The sequence below is a fragment of the Bacillus jepli genome (assembly GCF_047238305.1).
GTDB lineage: Bacteria > Bacillota > Bacilli > Bacillales > Bacillaceae_L > Ferdinandcohnia.
The window spans coordinates 3,518,466-3,538,876 of the sequence record NZ_JBDFMO010000001.1 but is presented as its reverse complement, the minus strand read 5'-3'; the positions used below and the strand labels follow the sequence as shown (position 1 = coordinate 3,538,876).

The 20,411-nt window shown below is 36.8% G+C and carries 21 protein-coding genes; 16 read left to right on the top strand and 5 right to left on the bottom strand.

The features are described from left to right. Positions 1-373: 373 nt before the first annotated feature. From spoVK to glnA, 5 genes are all read left to right on the top strand, one after another. Positions 374-1,300, top strand: a complete 927-nt coding sequence (spoVK, locus tag ABC371_RS18125) for a stage V sporulation protein K (protein ID WP_412899389.1) — start codon at positions 374-376, stop codon at positions 1,298-1,300. Positions 1,301-1,542: 242 nt separating this feature from the next. Next, positions 1,543-2,808, top strand: coding sequence for a GTPase HflX (gene hflX / locus ABC371_RS18120; protein ID WP_412898075.1), 1,266 nt, complete (start codon positions 1,543-1,545; stop codon positions 2,806-2,808). Positions 2,809-2,823: 15 nt separating this feature from the next. Further along, positions 2,824-4,104, top strand: coding sequence for a methionine gamma-lyase family protein (locus ABC371_RS18115; protein ID WP_412898074.1), 1,281 nt, complete (start codon positions 2,824-2,826; stop codon positions 4,102-4,104). A 107-nt stretch (positions 4,105-4,211) separates the two neighbouring features. Next, a complete protein-coding gene (locus ABC371_RS18110; protein ID WP_412898073.1) occupies positions 4,212-4,613 on the top strand; it encodes a MerR family transcriptional regulator in 402 nt (133 codons plus the stop codon). 53 nt (positions 4,614-4,666) lie between these two features. Then, on the top strand, positions 4,667-6,001 hold the full coding sequence (gene glnA, locus ABC371_RS18105; protein WP_412898072.1) for a type I glutamate--ammonia ligase: 1,335 nt from the start codon (positions 4,667-4,669) through the stop codon (positions 5,999-6,001). An 83-nt stretch (positions 6,002-6,084) separates the two neighbouring features. Here glnA and lexA read toward each other — a convergent pair whose 3' ends face one another. Continuing rightward, complete coding sequence (lexA, locus tag ABC371_RS18100) at positions 6,085-6,711, bottom strand: transcriptional repressor LexA (RefSeq protein ID WP_412898071.1); 627 nt, start codon at positions 6,709-6,711, stop codon at positions 6,085-6,087. 408 nt (positions 6,712-7,119) lie between these two features. On the opposite strand from lexA, the gene ABC371_RS18095 reads away from it, so the two are divergent. From ABC371_RS18095 to ABC371_RS18080, 4 genes are all read left to right on the top strand, one after another. Continuing rightward, a complete protein-coding gene (locus ABC371_RS18095) occupies positions 7,120-7,350 on the top strand; it encodes a DUF896 domain-containing protein (protein WP_412898070.1) in 231 nt (76 codons plus the stop codon). Positions 7,351-7,437: 87 nt separating this feature from the next. Beyond that, entirely contained in the window at positions 7,438-9,441 is a 2,004-nt protein-coding gene (gene tkt, locus ABC371_RS18090) for a transketolase (RefSeq protein WP_412898069.1), read from the top strand. Positions 9,442-9,586: 145 nt separating this feature from the next. Continuing rightward, complete coding sequence (gene sirA, locus ABC371_RS18085) at positions 9,587-10,027, top strand: sporulation inhibitor of replication protein SirA (protein WP_412898068.1); 441 nt, start codon at positions 9,587-9,589, stop codon at positions 10,025-10,027. 90 nt (positions 10,028-10,117) lie between these two features. Continuing rightward, complete coding sequence (locus tag ABC371_RS18080; RefSeq protein WP_412899388.1) at positions 10,118-10,339, top strand: YneF family protein; 222 nt, start codon at positions 10,118-10,120, stop codon at positions 10,337-10,339. Positions 10,340-10,429: 90 nt separating this feature from the next. Here the strand turns inward: ABC371_RS18080 and ABC371_RS18075 are convergent, their stop codons facing one another. Then, positions 10,430-10,819, bottom strand: a complete 390-nt coding sequence (locus ABC371_RS18075; protein ID WP_412899387.1) for a VOC family protein — start codon at positions 10,817-10,819, stop codon at positions 10,430-10,432. Between the two features lie 167 nt (positions 10,820-10,986). On the opposite strand from ABC371_RS18075, the gene ABC371_RS18070 reads away from it, so the two are divergent. Both ABC371_RS18070 and ABC371_RS18065 read left to right on the top strand, forming a co-directional pair. After that, on the top strand, positions 10,987-12,735 hold the full coding sequence (locus tag ABC371_RS18070) for an ABC transporter transmembrane domain-containing protein (protein WP_412898067.1): 1,749 nt from the start codon (positions 10,987-10,989) through the stop codon (positions 12,733-12,735). Positions 12,736-12,738: 3 nt separating this feature from the next. Next, a complete protein-coding gene (locus ABC371_RS18065; protein ID WP_412898066.1) occupies positions 12,739-14,523 on the top strand; it encodes an ABC transporter ATP-binding protein in 1,785 nt (594 codons plus the stop codon). Positions 14,524-14,534: 11 nt separating this feature from the next. On the opposite strand, the gene ABC371_RS18060 is transcribed toward ABC371_RS18065, so the two are convergent. Further along, a complete protein-coding gene (locus ABC371_RS18060) occupies positions 14,535-14,705 on the bottom strand; it encodes a Spo0E family sporulation regulatory protein-aspartic acid phosphatase (protein WP_412898065.1) in 171 nt (56 codons plus the stop codon). Positions 14,706-14,914: 209 nt separating this feature from the next. Between ABC371_RS18060 and ABC371_RS18055 the strand changes: the two genes are divergently transcribed. From ABC371_RS18055 to ABC371_RS18045, 3 genes are all read left to right on the top strand, one after another. Then, entirely contained in the window at positions 14,915-15,622 is a 708-nt protein-coding gene (locus ABC371_RS18055) for a cytochrome c biogenesis CcdA family protein (protein WP_412898064.1), read from the top strand. A 44-nt stretch (positions 15,623-15,666) separates the two neighbouring features. Next, positions 15,667-16,026, top strand: coding sequence for a response regulator (locus ABC371_RS18050; RefSeq protein ID WP_412898063.1), 360 nt, complete (start codon positions 15,667-15,669; stop codon positions 16,024-16,026). 77 nt (positions 16,027-16,103) lie between these two features. Next, complete coding sequence (locus ABC371_RS18045; protein ID WP_412899386.1) at positions 16,104-16,568, top strand: CcdC family protein; 465 nt, start codon at positions 16,104-16,106, stop codon at positions 16,566-16,568. 27 nt (positions 16,569-16,595) lie between these two features. Here ABC371_RS18045 and ABC371_RS18040 read toward each other — a convergent pair whose 3' ends face one another. Continuing rightward, positions 16,596-17,027, bottom strand: a complete 432-nt coding sequence (locus tag ABC371_RS18040) for a DUF2621 domain-containing protein (RefSeq protein ID WP_412898062.1) — start codon at positions 17,025-17,027, stop codon at positions 16,596-16,598. 121 nt (positions 17,028-17,148) lie between these two features. On the opposite strand from ABC371_RS18040, the gene ABC371_RS18035 reads away from it, so the two are divergent. Further along, entirely contained in the window at positions 17,149-18,414 is a 1,266-nt protein-coding gene (locus ABC371_RS18035) for a SpoIID/LytB domain-containing protein (protein ID WP_412898061.1), read from the top strand. A gap of 17 nt (positions 18,415-18,431) precedes the next feature. On the opposite strand, the gene ABC371_RS18030 is transcribed toward ABC371_RS18035, so the two are convergent. After that, entirely contained in the window at positions 18,432-18,827 is a 396-nt protein-coding gene (locus ABC371_RS18030) for an Hsp20/alpha crystallin family protein (RefSeq protein WP_412898060.1), read from the bottom strand. A gap of 149 nt (positions 18,828-18,976) precedes the next feature. On the opposite strand from ABC371_RS18030, the gene selA reads away from it, so the two are divergent. Continuing rightward, on the top strand, positions 18,977-20,377 hold the full coding sequence (gene selA, locus ABC371_RS18025; RefSeq protein ID WP_412898059.1) for an L-seryl-tRNA(Sec) selenium transferase: 1,401 nt from the start codon (positions 18,977-18,979) through the stop codon (positions 20,375-20,377). Positions 20,378-20,411 lie beyond the last annotated feature (34 nt).

Sequence of the window (20,411 nt, the reverse complement as noted above, 5' to 3'; positions counted from 1 at the left end):
TTGTCTATTTTTTCTTCAAGATTTGAAAAGTGCCTCATATATATATAGTGTTATGGAATATTTTCTGGGAAAGCGCAATCTTTGACAAAAAACAAGAGTCTTTTGTCATAAAAGTGAAAAAAATGTTGAAATAAAAAGGGAAATTTAGTTTGCAATCTAGGTCTAGCTCCAGGCGCCATCGGCTCGAGGTCATAAGCCAATCGCTTCGGAAGGTAAAAAGCACCTTCTGTCAGTGCTCGTCTTATGCTTGTACCGATAGGCGGGCGCGCTTAGCGCTTTTCATATTTCCTTGGGCTTTTGTCACGAAGTGAACCCAGCAGCGTATAATGTACTACAAAATGAGAGGTGAGAGCTCTTGGTTCAACCTATTACAATGAAGAACAATGGACAAATAAATGTTGTTTTAAATGGTGAAAAAAAGAAATTAAAGGTACTTCATTCAACTTCAAAAGAAGCAACTATAATGAAAGTCCAAACAAAGCATGCGGCTCTTGTGGAAATAGAAGAAGAAATGAGCACTCTTGTTGGTATGGAAGAAATGAAGAAAGTGGTAAAAGAAATATATGCGTGGATATACATTAATAAAAAACGTGAAGAACAGGGGTTAAAGGTAGGAAAGCAAGCATTACACATGATGTTTAAAGGAAATCCTGGAACAGGTAAGACCACGGTCGCTCGCTTGCTAGGAAAATTATTTTTGCAAATGAATGTTCTCTCAAAGGGTCATTTGATTGAAGCAGAAAGAGCCGATCTAGTTGGTGAATACATTGGTCATACTGCCCAAAAAACAAGAGACTTAGTTAAAAAGGCAATTGGTGGCATTTTATTTATTGACGAGGCTTATTCTTTAGCAAGAGGTGGAGAAAAAGATTTTGGAAAGGAAGCTATTGATACATTAGTAAAGCATATGGAAGATAAACAACACGAATTTGTTTTAATATTAGCTGGATATTCAAAAGAAATGGATCATTTCCTCTCTTTAAATCCTGGATTGTATTCACGTTTTCCATTAGTCATTGATTTTCCGGATTATTCGGTTGATCAGTTAATGGAAATCGCAGCGAAAATGATGGTGGAGCGGGAATATACCTTTAGTCCTGAAGCAGAGAGGAAATTACGTGATCATTTAATAGCTGTAAAAATGGAAGCTTACCCTGGTAAATTTAGCAATGGACGCTATGTCAGGAATGTAATTGAAAAATCAATACGTTCACAAGCAATGAGATTACTAATCGATGATTCTTACAATAAACAGGAACTTCAAACAATCAGAACACAGGATTTAGTTTTCAAGGAATAAACTTGCCGCCTACCTAACTAGGCGGATTTTTTTATTTCGAATTGGTGTCGTTTCAATATATTTGATATGATAGCTTAAGGATAAGGCGGATGCCACGATTTTTCAAAGGTTCGAGCATAAGATCAAAGACTAAGAACGCCACTTCCTGTGGTAACGTCTTTGTGACCCACCTCGTGTGGGCCTAAAAAAATCGGGCGCAAATACGCCAAGGCGCATTTGATTGTAGAAAGTAGGTAAATTGAATGGCAAACGAACAAAAGAAAGAATTAGAAAAAGCCATACTTGTAGGATGTCAGATTCAAACCGAAGATGAAAATAGGTTTCAATATTCGCTTGAAGAATTACAATCATTAACGAAGACAGCTAAGGGTCAAGTTTTAATGACTGTAACCCAGAAGCGGGAACGTGTCCATTCGGCAACGTATATTGGTAAAGGAAAAGTGGAGGAACTTATTAATCTTGAAGCAGAAATAGAACCGGACGTCATTATTTTTAATGACGAATTATCACCAAGTCAGGTTAGGAATTTATCCTCCAAGCTCGAAGCGAGAGTAATTGACCGAACCCAGCTTATCCTTGATATCTTTGCCTCTAGAGCAAATTCCAAAGAAGGTAAGTTACAAGTAGAATTAGCCCAGCTCCAATACCTACTTCCTCGACTAACTGGTAAAGGGATTGAATTATCAAGACTGGGTGGAGGAATAGGGACAAGAGGACCAGGTGAAACGAAATTAGAAACGGACAGACGTCATATTCATAAACGGATTGATGATATTAAAAATCAATTATCGGTCATTGTGCAACACCGTGAACGATATCGTGAACGGAGAAAGAAAAACAATACATATCAAATCGCATTAGTAGGTTATACAAATGCGGGAAAATCAACATTATTTAATCGGTTAACTGAGGCAGATTCATTTGAGGAAAATTTATTGTTTGCTACATTAGACCCAATGACTCGAAAAATGATTCTACCATGTGGGTTAACAACTCTTCTAACGGATACCGTTGGATTTATTCAGGATTTGCCAACATCACTTATCGCAGCCTTTCGTTCAACTTTGGAGGAAGTGAAGGAAGCCGATTTAATTGTCCATGTAGTCGATTCGTCTAATCCAGATTATTTTAATCATGAAAAAACAGTTTTAAAGCTTTTGGATGAATTAGGTGTAGAATCAATTCCGGTCTTAACCCTTTATAATAAAAAAGATAAAGTCCATTCCGATTTTGTACCGTCATCAACATCTAAGTCTATTTTGGTTAGTGCGTTTGATAAAAGTGATTTAGTGGTGATAAAGACAAAAGTGGAGGATTCCATGATTGAGAATATGGAAGAATACAAGGTTTCATTACCTAGCTCCGAAGGTAGAATATTAGCACATTTAAAACAAGAAACAATCTTAAAAGAACTGCGTTACAATGAGGATTCGGAAAAATACGATTGCACAGGATTTATTTTTCCTAGCCATTCTTTAATGGGACAACTCAGAGATTTCTATTCATAAAGAGGGGAACAAGACATGTTTACAGAATTAGATTATGGTAAACTAATTTCAAATTTAGTAGAAGAGACAGAACAACAAATTAAAGAAGTTCATCAAAAAATAGAAAAAAATATCGATTATAACCAGTATCGTGTACTTAAAAGTTTTCAAAACAATCGAGTGAGTGATTCTCATTTTATCCCATCAACCGGGTATGGCTATGATGATATCGGACGAGATACACTAGAAGCGGTGTACGCTGAACTTTTCGGCGGGGAGGCAGCGCTTGTTCGCCCACAAATTATTTCAGGGACACATGCTATCTCAATCGCACTTTTTGGGATTTTACGTCCAAATGATGAATTGCTTTATATTACGGGGAATCCATATGATACATTGGAAGAAATTGTGGGTATTCGTGGTTCTGGAAATGGGTCACTAAAGGAATTTAATATTGGATATAATACTGTTGACTTAACCGCAGAAGGAAGACCTGATTTTACAGCAATTAAACATGCAATACATGAACATACAAAAATGATTGGGATCCAGCGTTCAAAAGGATATGCAACAAGACCATCCTTTACGATTGCAGAAATAAAAGAAATGGTTGAATTTGTGAAGGAAATCAAGCCTGATGTGGTTGTGTTTGTAGATAATTGCTATGGTGAATTTGTTGAACGCGAAGAGCCTTGCCATGTTGGGGCCGATTTAATTGCCGGCTCACTTATTAAAAATCCTGGTGGAGGACTTGCAAAAACCGGTGGTTATTTAGTTGGGAAAAAAGAGTACGTTGAATCCTGTTCATACCGTATGACATCTCCTGGAATTGGAGCGGAAGCTGGAGCATCTCTTTATACTCTCCAGGAAATGTATCAAGGATTGTTCCTAGCTCCACATACTGTAGGACAAGCATTAAAAGGGGCTGTCTTTACGTCTGCTATTTTAGAAAAAATTGGCCTAAAGACTGAGCCGAGCTGGGATAGTGAACGAACCGATTTAATTCAATCTGTTCAATTTAATGATAAAGACATGATGGTGGCTTTTTGTCAGGCTATCCAGTTCGCTTCACCAATCAATTCTCATGTCACTCCTTATCCAAGTTATATGCCGGGATATGAGGACGATGTGATCATGGCGGCGGGAACATTTATTCAAGGTGCTAGCATCGAGCTAACTGCTGACGGACCAACTCGTCCACCATATGTTGCATATGTTCAGGGTGGCCTTACTTATTCGCATGTGAAAATTGCCATTTGCTTGGCTTTAAACCAACTATTAGTAAAACAGCTTATATCCCTAAAAACAGAGGAGTAATACCTCTGTTTTTTTAAAAATTATCATGTTAGGTTTTCTAACATGAACTTGACAGATAATCTAACATCAATTAAAATCAAAATATTCATTGCAAAGGAGGAGCCCATATGAGTGACGAAATACGACGTTCCATGCCACTCTTTCCGATTGGAATTGTTATGCAATTAACTGAATTATCTGCCCGGCAAATCCGGTATTATGAGGAAAATGGTCTGATTTCTCCTGCAAGAACTGAAACAAATCGAAGACTATATTCATTTAATGACGTTGATCGATTACTTGAAATCAAAAGCTTGATCGAACAAAAAGTCAACCTAGCTGGAATTAAACAATTATTCGCAGTTCAAAACCACCGATCAGAAATCGAAGAAAAACCGGTCGAGCCTGTGAAACATGAAATAACGAATTCTGAGCTTAGAAGATTATTGAGGAATGAATTGCTTCAAGCAGGTCGATTTAAAAAGCAATCTGGTCCTCATCATAGTGATATGTCGAGATTTTTTCATTAATTATGAACATGTAAAAAACTATACTTACAACAAGGTTTGGGGAGGAAGACTTAATGTCCAAATATACGAAAGATGATATTTTTCGTTTAGCAAATGAAGAGAATGTAAAATTTGTTCGTTTACAATTTACAGACATTCTTGGAACAATTAAAAATGTTGAAATTCCTGTAAGTCAGTTAGAAAAAGCATTGAGTAATAAAATGATGTTTGATGGTTCTTCAATCGAAGGCTTTGTACGTATTGAGGAATCAGATATGTACCTTTACCCTGACCTAAACACATGGGTAGTATTCCCGTGGACTGCTGAAAAGGGAAAGGTAGCTCGATTAATTTGTGACATCCATAATGCGGATGGTACTCCATTTGAAGGTGACCCTCGTAATAACTTAAAGAGAGTCTTAAGAGAAATGGAAGAGTTAGGATTTACAAATTTCAACCTTGGACCTGAGCCTGAATTTTTCCTATTTAAATTAGATCAAAAAGGTGAACCTACTCTTGAGTTAAATGATAATGGAGGATACTTTGACTTAGCGCCAACAGACCTTGGTGAAAACTGTCGTCGAGATATCGTGTTAGAACTTGAGGAAATGGGCTTTGAAATTGAAGCTTCCCATCATGAGGTAGCACCTGGTCAGCATGAAATAGATTTTAAATATGAAGATGCTCTTACAGCTTGTGATGAAATTCAAACGTTTAAACTAGTTGTAAAAACAATTGCCCGTAAACACGGTTTACACGCAACTTTTATGCCAAAACCATTGTTTGGTGTAGCCGGCTCCGGAATGCACTGTAACCTTTCATTATTTAAAGGTGGAGAAAATGCATTTTTCGATCCAAACGCAGACCTACAATTAAGTGAGAATGCTAGACATTTCATTGCAGGTGTTTTAAAACATGCACCTAATTTTACAGCCGTTACAAATCCAACTGTAAACTCATATAAACGTTTAGTGCCTGGATATGAAGCACCTTGTTATGTAGCTTGGTCTGCTCAAAATAGAAGTCCACTTGTTCGTATCCCTGCTTCACGTGGTCTAAGCACACGTGTTGAGGTGCGTTCAGTGGACCCATCAGCAAACCCTTATATGGCAATGGCTGTATTACTGGCTGCGGGCTTAGATGGTATTAAGAACAAGCTTACACCACCAGGACCTGTTGATCGAAATATTTATGTTATGAACAAAGAAGAGCGTAATGAAGCGGGAATTGTGGATTTACCATCAACTTTAGCACTTGCTTTAGAAAAGTTAAAACAAGATGAAGTGTTAATTAAAGCCTTAGGCGGACATTTGTTCGAACACTTTATCGAAGCGAAAGAGATCGAATGGGATATGTTTAGAACACAAGTACACCCTTGGGAACGTGAGCAATATATGACGATGTATTAATAAAGAGACCCTTAACACATTTGTTAAGGGTCTTTCATTATGAAAAAAAGACCATTTCAATGAAGAAATGGTCCTTTACATATTTAATGGATAGTACGGTATACACCGATGACTTTTCCAAGAATGGATACATTTTTTAAAATAATCGGTTCAAGCATTGAGTTTTCTGGTTGGAGTCGAATATGGTCTTTTTCTTTGAAGAAGCGTTTTACAGTTGCTTCATCTTCTTCTGTCATGGCAACAACAATATCCCCATTGTTTGCTGAATGCTGTTGCTTAACGATTACGTAGTCTCCATCAAGAATACCCGCTTCAATCATACTGTCACCCATAATTTCAAGCATGAAGATTTGATCATCGTGCGCAGCAAATCGATCAGGTAGTGGAAAATACTCTTCAATATTTTCAATGGCTGTGATTGGTTGACCCGCTGTAACCTTACCAATGACAGGGACATTTACAACATTTGCAGTTGGAATTGTTTCATTTGTATCAGCCTGTAATATTTCAATGGCACGAGGCTTTGTTGGATCTCTTCTTATCAAACCTTTACTTTCCAGTCTGGACAAATGGCCATGAACGGTTGAACTCGATGCTAACCCAACAGCCTCTCCGATTTCCCTTACTGAAGGTGGGTAACCCTTATCTTTTACTTCCTGTTTAATGTAATTCAATATGTCCTGCTGTCTTTTTGAAAGCTTTGTCGTCATCTACACTCATCCCCTTATCTTTATTTTTCTATGTATTAAATTCTCGTTCATCATTCATGATCGGTTTTTAAGTATGTGTCTGTCCGACAAAAACCTAAATTCTTAAGTAGAGTATAGCATGTTTTATTTGATTATACAAACATAAGTTCGAATTTTTGTTGACACAAAACATTTGTTCGGTATATAATAAAAATATAAAATACGAACAAACATTCTGTAGGGGTGGAAATGAACATGTTGAAAAAATTACAAAGTGGATTTATCTATTATGTCTTATTTATTTTATTAAGCATGGGAATGGTTTTTATCACTGCTAGCTAAGTTAAGCAAAGTGGAATACTTGTAAAAAATCTTTTCATTTAGTACTATGAACTATGATTTAGAAAAGATGACACAAGGAGAAATACGATGCTTTCAAAAGATAAACTTAATCGGATCAATGCTCTTGCCAAAAAAGCAAAGTCTGTTGGTCTTACAGATAAAGAAAAAGAAGAACAACAAGAGTTAAGACAAGAGTATTTACGTGTTTTTAGAAATTCAATGACAAATACCTTACATTCGGTAACGGTGGTAGACCCAGAGGGTAATGATGTAACTCCCGAAAAATTAAAAGAGAGCAAACGGAAAAGATTGCATTAACAAAGAATACATAGATTTCTATGTATTCTTTTCTTTTTGTGCATACTACATAAGAACCAACTAATTATTTGAAAGGATGTTTGTTTTATGACAAATTCAATTACGGACTTGTCGATTGCGTCGATTCGAACACTTTCGATCGATGCTGTTGAAAAAGCAAATTCAGGTCACCCGGGGATGCCAATGGGAGCAGCTCCAATGACATATGCTCTATGGACTAGACATATGAAGCACAATCCAAAAAATCCAAAATGGTTTAATCGGGACCGCTTTGTGCTATCAGCGGGACATGGATCGGCACTATTGTACAGTATGCTTCACCTATCAGGCTATGACTTAACAATCGATGACTTAAAGCAATTTCGTCAATGGGGCAGCAAAACTCCTGGACATCCTGAATATGGGCATACAGCGGGAGTTGATGCAACAACAGGTCCTCTCGGGCAAGGTATCGCCATGGCTGTTGGGATGGCGATGGCCGAACGTCATTTAGCTGGTGTATACAATAAAGACTCATTTGAAATAGTAAACCATTTTACATATGCCATCTGTGGAGATGGTGACTTGATGGAGGGTGTTTCAGGGGAAGCTTCATCATTAGCAGCTCACTTAAAATTAGGACGTTTAATTGTTTTATATGATTCAAATGATATTTCTCTAGACGGTGACCTGGATCAGGCTTTTTCAGAATCAATTGAACAACGCTATAAAGCCTATGGTTGGCAGTATCTACGTGTGGAAGATGGAAATGATGTTGATGCGATTGATAAGGCGATTGAGGAAGCGAAAGGAGATTTAACCCATCCTACACTCATCGAGGTTCGAACAACAATTGGCTACGGTTCTCCGAATCGTGCAGGTAAATCAAAAGCACATGGCGAACCATTAGGTGCTGATGAATTAAAATTAACAAAAGAAGCATATAATTGGACATTTGAAAATGACTTTCATGTACCAAGTGAGGTCTATGCACATTTTGAAGAAACCGTGAAAAAGGTCGGCGAACAAAGTGAGCAAGAATGGAATCAATTATTTAACAATTATAAAGAAAGCAATACAGAGCTAGGAAAACAGCTAGAGATGGCGATAGATTGTAGGCTGCCTGAGGGTTGGGAAAAGACGTTGCCAGTCTATGAAGTAGGTAAGAAGCTCGCAACACGTGCATCATCCGGTGAGGCATTAAATGCAATCGCAAATAGTGTGCCACAATTCTTTGGTGGTTCTGCCGATTTAGCTGGTTCAAATAAAACAATGATAAAAGATGCTGCTGATTTTATGCCTAATGATTATAGTGGGCGCAATATTTGGTTTGGAGTTCGTGAATTTGCAATGGGTGCTGCCTTAAACGGCATGGCTCTCCATGGTGGATTAAAAGTATTTGGTGGAACATTCTTTGTTTTCTCAGATTATTTACGACCAGCGATTAGACTTGCTGCATTAATGAAAGTACCAGTCACATATGTGTTTACACATGACAGTATTGCAGTTGGTGAAGATGGACCCACACATGAGCCTGTTGAACAACTACCGGCATTAAGAGCGATGCCAATTTTATCAGTGATACGACCTGCTGATGGAAATGAAACCGCCGCAGCATGGAGACTAGCTATAGAATCAAAAGATATTCCTACTGCACTTATTTTAACAAGACAGAACTTACCGACTCTAGAAGGAACAGCTGAAAAAGCGTATGAAGGTGTATCAAAAGGCGCATATGTGGTATCGCCTGCAAAATCTGGACCACCGGCAGCTCTACTTTTAGCAACAGGTTCTGAAGTAAGTCTTGCTGTAGAAGCACAAAATCAACTCGCAAACGAAAATATTGAGGTATCCGTAGTCAGTATGCCATCATGGGATCGTTTTGAGGCACAATCAAATGAGTATAAGGAATCCGTTATTCCTAAAAACGTAAAAAAACGATTGGCCATTGAAATGGCAACACCACTTGGGTGGGAGAGATACACTGGAGATGAGGGAGATATCCTCGGTATCCACGAATTCGGCGCTTCTGCACCTGGTGAAATTGTGATGAAAGAATATGGGTTCTCAGTGGAAAATGTCGTGAATCGAGTGAAGCAATTACTTCAATAGCGTGAGAAAGGGGTCGAATCCGACCCCTTTTCTTATAAAACACCAATTTCGACAAAACTAGACGATTCTTACTCCAGTTTCAGACAAAAAACACAGACTCTTTCGAATATACTATTCAATATCGATAGTATTGGGAGGAAAGAGTATGAGAGAGTATTACATCTATTTAATAGAAGAAGAATTTGCCACTCATTACTTTGGGCGTGAATCACTAATCTATCATTTGTTTTTAGAATATAATCAATCAAAACAAGAGCGGAAACAAATTTTATATAAACAAATAGAGTTCATTACGAGGTCAATTCCAACAATCCGCATCCAACAAAAAATTGAATCAAGCCTTGCTCATTATTCCTATTATCATCGTCAAAGTCATATGCATACGATAGAATGGAATGAATTTAATAGCTATGCAAAACTAACCATACATAATGATTACATCCATCTACAGTCAACTGGAAGCTTTGAGGCAGAAACGGCCTTTTTTGAAATCCTTCGCAAATATGACCGATGTTTTTTAGCGATGGATTTTTCTGCCAATAAATATGGGTGGTTAAATCCAATAAAGGAAAGAAAGTTTGTCTAAAGACTAGGAAAACATAAAACAAATATTGTATAATTGCTATTGGTTTAGTACACTGTAATGAGACAACATGAAGGAGGAAGTTTTTGTATGATGCAAATATGGTTAGCTATCTTACTAATCGTGGTAGCTTTACTTGGTGGCGTTGCATTAGGATTTTTTATTGCACGTAAATACATGATGACTTATTTAAAGAAAAATCCACCAATCAATGAGCAAATGCTAAAAGTAATGATGATGCAAATGGGTATGAAACCAAGTCAAAAGAAGATCAATCAAATGCTAAAAGCAATGAACGGTCAAATGGACAAGTAATAAAAGTTGGACAAGCTTAGTTTCAACTTCCATAAAAAGCCACTTTATTAGTAAATTTTCACTAATAGAGTGGCTTTTTTGTATTCTTGCCTATAAATCCCGTTGATCCACATTTAATTCGATTAAATTTCCATCCGGGTCCGCACAAAAAATCTGCGCAAAACCACTGATACTATCCGGCTTTTCAAGCACGGTTACATTGTGCATGGAGAGCCAATTTAGCGTGTCATAATAGTTTTCCACTCTTAATGCAAAATGACCTTCACGGCTGCTTAAGCTTTTATCCTTTCGAATCGTTTGAGATTCAGGTAGGACAATTAAATGCAGTTGTTGATTCCCGACCGAATACCAAGCACCAGGGAAATCGAAATTTGGACGTTCAATTTCTTGTAAACAGAGAATATTGCTGTAAAAATCTTTCGCTTTTTCAAGATTCGTTACCGTTAAACTTACATGGTGAAGCTCCTTGTAGCTAATCATCATCATTCACCTCAATTTATGATCTAGAATCAATTATAATAGAAATTTTGAATAAATATAATTCTTTTCACTTATACATCATGAAAAGCTTGGTTACCATCTTCCTACTATTATAAAAATTTGGTAAACTATAAAGACACTTATTTCGTCTTTCGGAGGATTAGTAGATGAAAATCTTTACGGATTTAATGTGGTTTTTTAAGCAGGAGAAAAAATCCTATTTAACGGGTATTTTCTTATTGCTGATTGTTGCTTTGCTGGAGCTAGTTCCACCCAAAGTAATTGGCCTAATCGTTGATTTTATTGCACAAGGAACTCTAACGAAAGAAACCTTATTTAAATGGCTGGCTGTTTTATTGGTAACAGCATGTACCGTTTATATCGTTCGGTTCTTTTGGCGAATCATGATATTTGGTTCATCTGTAAAACTAGCAAGATTATTAAGGAATAGTCTATATGAGCATTTTACGAAAATGTCACAAAGCTTTTTCCAGAAGAGAAGAATAGGTGACTTAATGGCTCATTCGACAAATGATTTACAGGCGATACAACAAACTGCTGGTTCAGGTGTATTAACATTAGTCGACTCACTCGCTACAGGCGGATTTGTTCTATTAACAATGGCCATTACAATAAATTGGAAGCTAACGTTAATCTGTCTGATTCCATTGCCATTTATGGCTCTATCTACGAATTATTATGGGACACTATTACATAGATATTTTCACAAAGCACAGGAAGCATTCTCTAGCCTCAATGATAAGGTACAGGAAAGTGTAAGTGGAATTAAGGTCATAAAAACGTTTGGGCAAGAAGAGGAGGATATTGAATCATTTCGGAAACAGTCAGATGATGTGGTCCAAAAAAATCTTTCTGTAGCAAAGGTTGATGCTCTATATGACCCAACGATTTCATTAATAGTGGGAATTTCCTTCTTTCTAGCCGTTGTGTTTGGTTCTAGGTATGTCCTTGCGGGGGAAATGACGCTAGGGGAATTGGTTACTTTTACGACTTATTTAGGGTTGCTCATATGGCCACTGCTCGCTTTTGGTTGGCTTTTTAATATTGTGGAGCGGGGAAGAGCTTCCTATGACCGTGTCTCAAATCTTCTTGCTGAACCAATGGAAATAACAGATTACGAGAATGCTAGTGAAATGACACCAACAGGTGATATTACGTATTCCATTTCTCAATTTTCCTTTCCAGGAGAGACAAAGCAAACGCTTAAAGAGATCCATTTTAACCTAAAACGTGGCCATACACTTGGAATAGTTGGGAAGACGGGCGCTGGTAAAACAACATTGTTAAAACTGTTCATTCGTGAAATAGAAGGTTATAAAGGCGAAATTATGATTGGCGAAAAAGAAATTAAAGCTTATACATTAGATGCGCTACGTAAGGGAATTGGTTATGTTCCACAGGATCACTTTCTCTTTTCTGCAACAGTTGCCGATAATATTGCGTTTGCTAAACCCGATGCATCAATGACAGAAATTATCGAAGCTGCGAAGCTTGCCAATATTCATGAGGATATTTTACAGTTTACAGATGGTTATGAGACGGTCGTTGGTGAACGAGGAGTTTCATTATCAGGGGGACAAAAGCAACGTATTTCAATTGCAAGGGCACTCATAATGAACCCTGAAATTTTGATTCTTGATGATTCGTTATCCGCAGTAGATGCTAAGACGGAAGAGGAAATCTTACGTGCCTTACGCGAGAATAGAGAAGGAAAAACAACATTTATTACATCACATCGATTAAGCGCGATTCAGCATGCAAACCAAATTCTTGCCATAGAAAATGGCGAAATTGCTCAGCGTGGTACACATGATGAGCTAATGGGAGAAGAAGGCTGGTATCGTGATATGTATCATCGGCAACAGTTGGAGTCTCTTGTTGAGCATGGAGGGTAAAGCATGAACATAATGTCAAAAAAAGAACAAAGACGCACATTAATACGGCTCCTTTCTTACACAAAGTCACATACGAAGGAATTTGCATTTGCATTTGCTTTACTATTATTTGCTACCCTTATGGACATCGTTGGTCCAATCTTAATTAAAATTTTTATTGATGACTATTTAACACCACGTCATCTGCCAGTTAAACCATTAGTTTATCTAGGGGCAATTTATCTTTTTATTCATTTTTCAAAGGTTATCCTTCAATATTTTCAGCTCGTTAAATTTCAGGAAATTGCCCTAAAAATTATTCGTGAAATGAGAGTAGAGGTATTTTCAAAGGTTCACAAGCTCGGGTTGAAATATTTTGATAAGACACCAGGAGGAAGTATAGTATCTAGGGTTACAAATGACACAGAGGCAATCAAGGATATGTTTGTCGAGGTTGTTGCCACGTTTGTACAAAATGGTGTGTTTTTAATCGGTGTTTTTATTGCGATGTTTTATCTAAATGTGCAACTTGCACTGTTTTGTTTGGTAATCCTACCGATTTTATTTATGTTGATGCAAACATATCGAAAATTCAGTTCAAAATATTACCATGATATGAGGGAACGACTTAGTCAACTGAATGCTAAACTCAATGAATCCCTTCAAGGTATGGCAATCATCCAGGTATTTCGTCAGGAAAAACGATTGCTACGTGAATTCGCTGAAATCAATGATGCCCATTATCAAGCGGGAATTAAAAATATAAAGCTTGATGGGCTTTTATTAAGACCAGCAGTTAATTTTATTTATATCGTGACGATTATTTTGGTATTAAGCTTTTTTGGAATCTCTGCACTTGAGAGTCCGATTGAGATAGGTGTCCTTTATGCGTTTGTGAATTATCTTGAACGTTTTTTCGAGCCGGTTAACCATATGATGATGCGTTTATCGCTCCTGCAGCAAGCAGTGGTCGCTTCACAACGGGTATTCGAACTTCTTGATCATGATGAGTTAGCACCTCAAACGGTTGGAAATGAGAACCCATCGATTATAAAGGGTGAAATTGAATTTAAAAATGTTAGCTTTTCATATGATGGAAAGCGAGATGTTTTAAAAAATATCTCCTTTGCAGCAAAAAAAGGAGAAACGGTTGCTCTCGTTGGCCATACGGGAAGTGGAAAAAGTTCAATTATCAATTTGTTAATGAGATTTTATGAGGTTGAACGTGGAGATATATTAATAGACGGGCATTCAATTAAATCCTATGAAAATAATGAACTACGTCAAGAAATAGGTCTCGTTCTTCAGGATCCATTTTTATTTGTGGGAACCATTAGGGAAAACCTTCGTTTAAATAATTCGGATATTACGGACAAAGATATTGAGGATGCAGCTAAATTCGTTCAAGTGGATCAGTTTATTAGAAAACTAGAAGATGGATATGATTATCAGGTTGTTGAACGTGGTTCAACCTTCTCAAGTGGTCAAAGGCAACTATTGGCATTTGCGAGGACAATCGTCAATAATCCGAAAATTTTGGTCCTTGATGAAGCCACTGCGAATATCGATACAGAAACAGAGCACGAAATTCAAAAGGCTCTCGAAAAAATGAGGCAGGGTCGAACGACGATTGCAATTGCCCATCGTTTGTCTACAATTCAAGATGCCAATTTAATTTTAGTATTACATCAAGGAGAAATCGTTGAAAGAGGATCACATCAGGAGTTATTAGCCCTAAAAGGATTATATTACAAAATGTTTTTACTACAGAATGGTAGTGTTGATCACGTTGAAAATGCAGTCATGTAAAAAGCCTCTCATCAATTTGAGAGGCTTTTCTGTGGTCTTCCTGTATTATATTGATTTAAAAGATGATCTAAATCTTGGCTTACTTTAATGGTGGCCGTAGCGGTAAAACCGTGCTTCAAGACAATTTCAACCAGTTCGGTTCTCTTTTGTTCAATTTTAAGTAGAAGTTGTTCTTTAGACACAAGGTAAAACCCTTTCTTTTGTTTTTAAGGTTCTTCATGGACAAGTTATATTATAGTATAACATATAATGGTAATTAGTTAATAAAACTTTTTTGGAAATATATTCAACATACGAAAGTGGAATGACACAAAACGTTCATATTAAAAATTATGAATACGAATGTATTTTTGCTAGAATGGTAATGAACATGAAAATAGGAGTTGTTAAAATGGCAGATGTTAATGTGTTCCTTGCTTTTGGTGCTGGATTTTTATCCTTTATCTCACCATGTTGTTTACCGTTATATCCAGCATTTTTATCGTATATAACAGGAGCATCTGTTAGCGAATTAAAATCAGAAAATGCAATGCTGCAAAAACGGAGTATTTTACATACAATTTTCTTTTTAGTTGGTTTTTCGATTATTTTTGTGATGCTTGGCTTTGGAACATCTTACGTCGGTCAAATTTTTAGCGATTATAAAGATTTAATTCGGCAAATTGGAGCCATTTTCATTATTTTCTTTGGTCTTTTTGTACTTGGCATTATTAAACCAAAGTTTTTAATGAAGGATCGCAAAATTGAATTCAAACATCGTCCAGCAGGATATATTGGGTCCGTTTTTATCGGAATGGCATTTGCTGCAGGCTGGACACCATGTATGGGACCTATCTTAATGTCTGTTATCGCACTTGCGGGAACAAATCCAGATTCTGCAATGCTTTATATGGTCATGTATTCATTAGGATTTTCAATTCCATTTCTTATCCTTTCATTTTTTATTGGACGCTTACAATGGATTCGGAGAAACAGTTTAAAGATAGTAAAAATTGGTGGATATGCAATGATTATCATGGGAGTTATACTGTATTTTGACTGGATGACAAAAATAATTGCATATGCGACTGCACTCTTTGGAGGATTTACAGGTTTTTAGTCGAATAAGTTACAAGATAAGTGTTTTCAAGGAGGACCAGTACAGTGGCTAGAATCTTAGTAGTTGATGATGCGAAATTTATGAGACTTACACTCACAGACATATTAGTTAAAGCGGATCATGAAGTGGTTTCAGAGGCTGAGAACGGTCTTGAAGCCGTTGAAAAATACAAAGAGACAAATCCGGATCTTGTTACTATGGACATTACAATGCCTGAAATGAATGGCATTGAAGCTGTTAAAATGATTAAAGAATTTGACCCGAAGGCTCGAATTATCATGTGTTCTGCTATGGGTCAGCAAAAAATGGTTGTCGATGCAATCTCAGCTGGAGCAAAGGATTATATTGTAAAGCCTTTCGACGAAAGCAGGGTTGTTGAAGCAATTAATAGAGTGTTAAATTAAGTGTAAACCCATTTAAGAAAAACATCTTAAATGGGTTTCATTTGGCTATATCAATTCATTTTATGACGATTAAAGGAATGATTCTTTTGGTTATTGCATCTTCAATTGTCGCAATTATGATGGCAATCTTTGTAACCTTTTTAAGAACAAAATCTTCGCAAAAACCTGCATCTGTTAAAAAGATCATTTTGCCACCAGTTTTTATGAGCACTGGAGCATTCATGTTTATCGTGCCGATGTTTCGTGTCACTCCGCTTGAAATTTTAGAGGCCGTCGTCGTTGGGATGCTCTTTTCTATCCTTCTAATTAAAACATCATCATTTGAAATTAGGGACAATGACATCTATATGAAACGGTCTAAGGCGTTTATTTATATTCTAGTAGGTTTATTAGTAGTTCGGATTGTTTTGAAATCTGTATTAAGTACAACGATTGATTTTGGAGCATTAAGTGGGATGTTCTGGATTCTAGCATTTTCAATGATTGTCCCATGGCGGATTGCCATGTATGTAAAGTATAAAAGACTTGCTTCAGAGCTTTAAAAAACTCGGCATCTATGCCGAGTTTTTTTAGAATAGGTCATTATATGGCGTAACGTCTATTTGCTTTTCTTTTAATGTTTTTAATAAGAATTTATGGTCACGTTTCGGTGTGGCTATGATATAACCTCGAACAACTAGATCCTGCGTAATTTCATTTGCTTTTTCGGCTATTGCAAGTTCCCCTATTTTTCCAGCGATTTTTTGTCTTGCCACATCACGGAAGAGCTCTGGAACCGGCTTTACTAAATCTTCTAATAATGCCTTCTGTTCACTTGGCCACATATGAAGTGTTTGTTCTATGTAATAATCTTGCCAATCTATATCTGACATCCCATCTTCCTTTGGAAGTTTCTTTAAAAACTTTCGAAACATAAAAAAGCCGCCAATTCCAAGAATTGTAATAAAAAAGATTACCCATATTAAAATAAACCATAAAAACCATCCAGATAGCTGCTGCATGAAATTGTTCACCTCATTGGTTCATTATACCTTATTCTGCAATCGTTTGGTAACAGGAAAAGGGTAAATTATATCAAAAATAGACCATTATATATTTTTATTGATTGGGCAATATACGGATATGAAAAAGATTCTATTTTTTACGTTTATACTTATTTTTACATTTGATTTAACACATGGGGATGCAGAAGAACTAGTGCGTGTTCGACTTGAAAATTTTGTGGGGGATGCACAAGAGATTCAGATGAAATTTACAGGAGATTATTTCACTTTAGATCCTACCTTATCATTGCAAGAAGGAGTGAACTATCGGTTATATATAAAAAATGGAAGTCTGTATCTGAAAGGAGGAGAAGTTAACCAACAAGTGGAAAGTAGCTTTTTATTAATCCCCCGTAGTTATAATGAGAAGCACCATGTTTACATCGATGAACGTCCATATCTAGGTGCAATGGAGTTTCAAGTAGAAAATAATCATTTTGTACGTCCTGTTAATCAACTTCCGTTAGAGGATTATTTAAAAGGAGTAGTCCCACTTGAGGTATTTCCCTCTTGGAATATCGAGGCTCTTAAGGCACAGGCACTTGCTGCAAGAACGTATGCTGTCTCCCATCTAAAAGAAGATATGGATGATACAACCTTTTATCAAGTGTATGGGGGATATGCTTGGAATGCACGGACAACAAAGGCGGTTGATGCTACAAAGGGACAGGTCATTACATATATAAATAAGTTAATTGATGCTTTTTATTCGGCAAGTAATGGTGGAATGACAGAGAATAATAAAAATGTGTGGGGAGGGCACACAAGGTCATTTTACCCAATCAAAGAAGATCCATTTGATCCAATCCATCCTTGGGAATTTACACTATCTAAAACACAAATAAATCTTGAAGAAATCGATTGGCAGTTAGTTGATGCATGGGACTCACTCCAAGAAAAGGACAAGGAAATCACAGCTTTTATGAAAAGATCCATAAATCGCCAAGGGTTCCCAGGGGATATTGCCATTCTTTCTATACCTAAATTTGAAGTAAATCATAAGAGATATAAATCGCGCCGCTCCATTACAGGTTCGATTAAAGTTGAATTTTTACAACGATTAATTGATGGGACGGTTCTATTAGGAAATATTTCGCTCGAAGATGTGAATTTAAATCGAATTCGACCGATGATAGGTGGTACCATTTTTAAAAGCTATTATATTGACTCACTTGATTCTGATGATCGTAATTATGTGATGAAGGGAAGGGGATATGGGCATGGAGTTGGGATGAGTCAATGGGGAGCAAGTATAATGGGAGATAAAGGGAAAAAGTATGAAGAGATTATTCAATTTTATTTTCCCGGAACAACGATAAAAAATTTTGAAAAAGTATCAAATTAGAAAGAGTCCTGTAGCTTTTACAGGACTTTTATTTTGATTTTACTTTTCTTCTTTTTACGTTTGCTATTTTTTTTGATGTATATTTCAAGAATTTCATTTCTAAATAGCGCCTCTATTTTCTTATTTTCTAATTCGAAAGGAAGGGTAACAATTCTTTCGGTTAAAATTGTATCGTTTGGAGGTTTTTCGCAGTCTGCCACCTTGATAAGGATGGAGTCGTCTTTGACATTTAGCTGGATTTGCTCTGGCGTATATCCTGATAATTCAGCCTCAATAATGTATTCATTTTGTGTTTCAAACAAATCAATTCGAAATTGATAATCGTCTAATAGGTACGGGTCTTCAAGGAATTGTTTCATCCAGTCCTCTAATCCATGTATGGAGAGAGGATTTGAATCATCGAAATTATTCATGTTATGAACCTCCATGTCATTCTATATTTAGGGTATTCAAGATGAAGGCAGTTCGTGATAATGAAAACGTAGAATAGGTACAAACTGTTGGAATGTCCAGTGAGATTATGTAAGAATAGAAATATGTAAGCTTATGTGGAGGAATCGGCATGAATAATAAAATAAAACTACTTCCGGCCATACATGATCTACAAGCCCATCCATCCTTCGAACAATTTGAGAATCTTCATCAAGTGGAAAAGGATTATTTGACGAGCGTGTTACGGGATGTAGTCACAGAGATTCGAAATGATATCATTCATGAAAAGTGGGATAAACAGATTTCATCAAGAGAAGAAATGATGGCAATTATCTTCAAAGAAGGGGAAAAAGAGCTAATAAACAGAACGAAATACTACTTAACCAAAACAATCAATGCTACTGGAACCGTTTTACATACAAATTTAGGACGAGCTAGGCTTAGTGACCAAGCCATCCAACATGTTGTAGATATCTCAAAAGGCTATTCCAATTTAGAGTATGACATTAGTGAGGGGAAGCGAGGCTCACGCCATTCAATTGTGGAATCCCTTCTTAAGGAGTTAACAGGTGCCGAGAGCGCGATGGTGGTAAACAATAACGCAGCGGCTGTCTTTATTGTTTTGCGTGCTTTAGCTAAAAACCAAGAGGTAATTGTTTCCCGAGGACAACTAGTAGAAATAGGTGGATCGTTTCGCATATCCGCAATTATGCAGGAAAGTGGTGCGAGGCTAGTTGAGGTCGGCACAACCAATAAAACACATCTAGAAGATTATGAGGATGCGATAACTGAGAATACAGCCATGATTCTTAAAGTACACACGAGTAATTTTAAGACAATCGGGTTTACAAAAACAGTTGAGGCTTCAGAATTGGTTACACTAAAAGAAGAAAAAGCCGATCTGGTTATTTATGAAGATCTTGGAAGTGGCGTCCTATACGATTTTAAGCAGCATGGAATAGGTGATGAGCCTGTCATAAGTGAAATTCTACAACAAGGTGTTGATCTTGTATCATTCAGTGGGGATAAGCTTCTTGGTGGCCCACAGGCAGGCATAATCGTTGGGAAAAAGGAATTAATTAATCAATTAAAAAAACATCAACTTGCTCGGGTTTTACGTGTTGATAAGATGACATATGCAGCTCTTGAAGCAACTTTATTTTCCTATTTGAAAGGAAGATTTTCAGATGTACCTACAATAAGAGACATCATAGTTCCGAAAGAGGAAATCATGGACCGCTGTCAGTTTTTTAATCGTTTATTATTAGAAAAAACGGATCAATTTTCCATCCAATTAAAAGAAGATGGATCGCCAATCGGTGGCGGAACCATGCCAGGAGTTGAGGTACCTACTCATGTAGTTTGTTTAACACACTCCGAAAAGTCAGCAGAGGATGTTGCAAAACAGCTACGTCAGCACTCCACTCCAATTATTGTAAGAATTAAAAATAACGAAGTCGTCCTAGATTTTCGGACGATTAGAAAAGAAGAAATCAATGAAATTGTAAAAGCTTTTACCCTTATAGGATAAAAAGCCGCTGACTGTTATGCGGCTTTTTATCTAG

Excerpts from the sequence above, each read along its gene's own strand:
- ABC371_RS18040 (WP_412898062.1), bottom strand. The coding sequence starts at position 17,027 with ATGCAGCAGCTATCTGGATGGTTTTTATGGTTTATTTTAATATGGGTA.
- ABC371_RS18075 (WP_412899387.1), bottom strand. The coding sequence starts at position 10,819 with ATGATTAGCTACAAGGAGCTTCACCATGTAAGTTTAACGGTAACGAAT.
- lexA (WP_412898071.1), bottom strand. The coding sequence starts at position 6,711 with ATGACGACAAAGCTTTCAAAAAGACAGCAGGACATATTGAATTACATT.
- ABC371_RS18110 (WP_412898073.1), top strand. The coding sequence starts at position 4,212 with ATGAGTGACGAAATACGACGTTCCATGCCACTCTTTCCGATTGGAATT.
- glnA (WP_412898072.1), top strand. The coding sequence starts at position 4,667 with ATGTCCAAATATACGAAAGATGATATTTTTCGTTTAGCAAATGAAGAG.
- sirA (WP_412898068.1), top strand. The coding sequence starts at position 9,587 with ATGAGAGAGTATTACATCTATTTAATAGAAGAAGAATTTGCCACTCAT.
- ABC371_RS18065 (WP_412898066.1), top strand. The coding sequence starts at position 12,739 with ATGAACATAATGTCAAAAAAAGAACAAAGACGCACATTAATACGGCTC.
- ABC371_RS18045 (WP_412899386.1), top strand. The coding sequence starts at position 16,104 with ATGATTCTTTTGGTTATTGCATCTTCAATTGTCGCAATTATGATGGCA.
- ABC371_RS18035 (WP_412898061.1), top strand. The coding sequence starts at position 17,149 with ATGAAAAAGATTCTATTTTTTACGTTTATACTTATTTTTACATTTGAT.
- ABC371_RS18055 (WP_412898064.1), top strand. The coding sequence starts at position 14,915 with ATGGCAGATGTTAATGTGTTCCTTGCTTTTGGTGCTGGATTTTTATCC.
- ABC371_RS18080 (WP_412899388.1), top strand. The coding sequence starts at position 10,118 with ATGCAAATATGGTTAGCTATCTTACTAATCGTGGTAGCTTTACTTGGT.
- ABC371_RS18030 (WP_412898060.1), bottom strand. The coding sequence starts at position 18,827 with ATGAATAATTTCGATGATTCAAATCCTCTCTCCATACATGGATTAGAG.
- ABC371_RS18115 (WP_412898074.1), top strand. The coding sequence starts at position 2,824 with ATGTTTACAGAATTAGATTATGGTAAACTAATTTCAAATTTAGTAGAA.
- selA (WP_412898059.1), top strand. The coding sequence starts at position 18,977 with ATGAATAATAAAATAAAACTACTTCCGGCCATACATGATCTACAAGCC.
- ABC371_RS18095 (WP_412898070.1), top strand. The coding sequence starts at position 7,120 with ATGCTTTCAAAAGATAAACTTAATCGGATCAATGCTCTTGCCAAAAAA.
- tkt (WP_412898069.1), top strand. The coding sequence starts at position 7,438 with ATGACAAATTCAATTACGGACTTGTCGATTGCGTCGATTCGAACACTT.
- hflX (WP_412898075.1), top strand. The coding sequence starts at position 1,543 with ATGGCAAACGAACAAAAGAAAGAATTAGAAAAAGCCATACTTGTAGGA.
- spoVK (WP_412899389.1), top strand. The coding sequence starts at position 374 with ATGAAGAACAATGGACAAATAAATGTTGTTTTAAATGGTGAAAAAAAG.
- ABC371_RS18070 (WP_412898067.1), top strand. The coding sequence starts at position 10,987 with ATGAAAATCTTTACGGATTTAATGTGGTTTTTTAAGCAGGAGAAAAAA.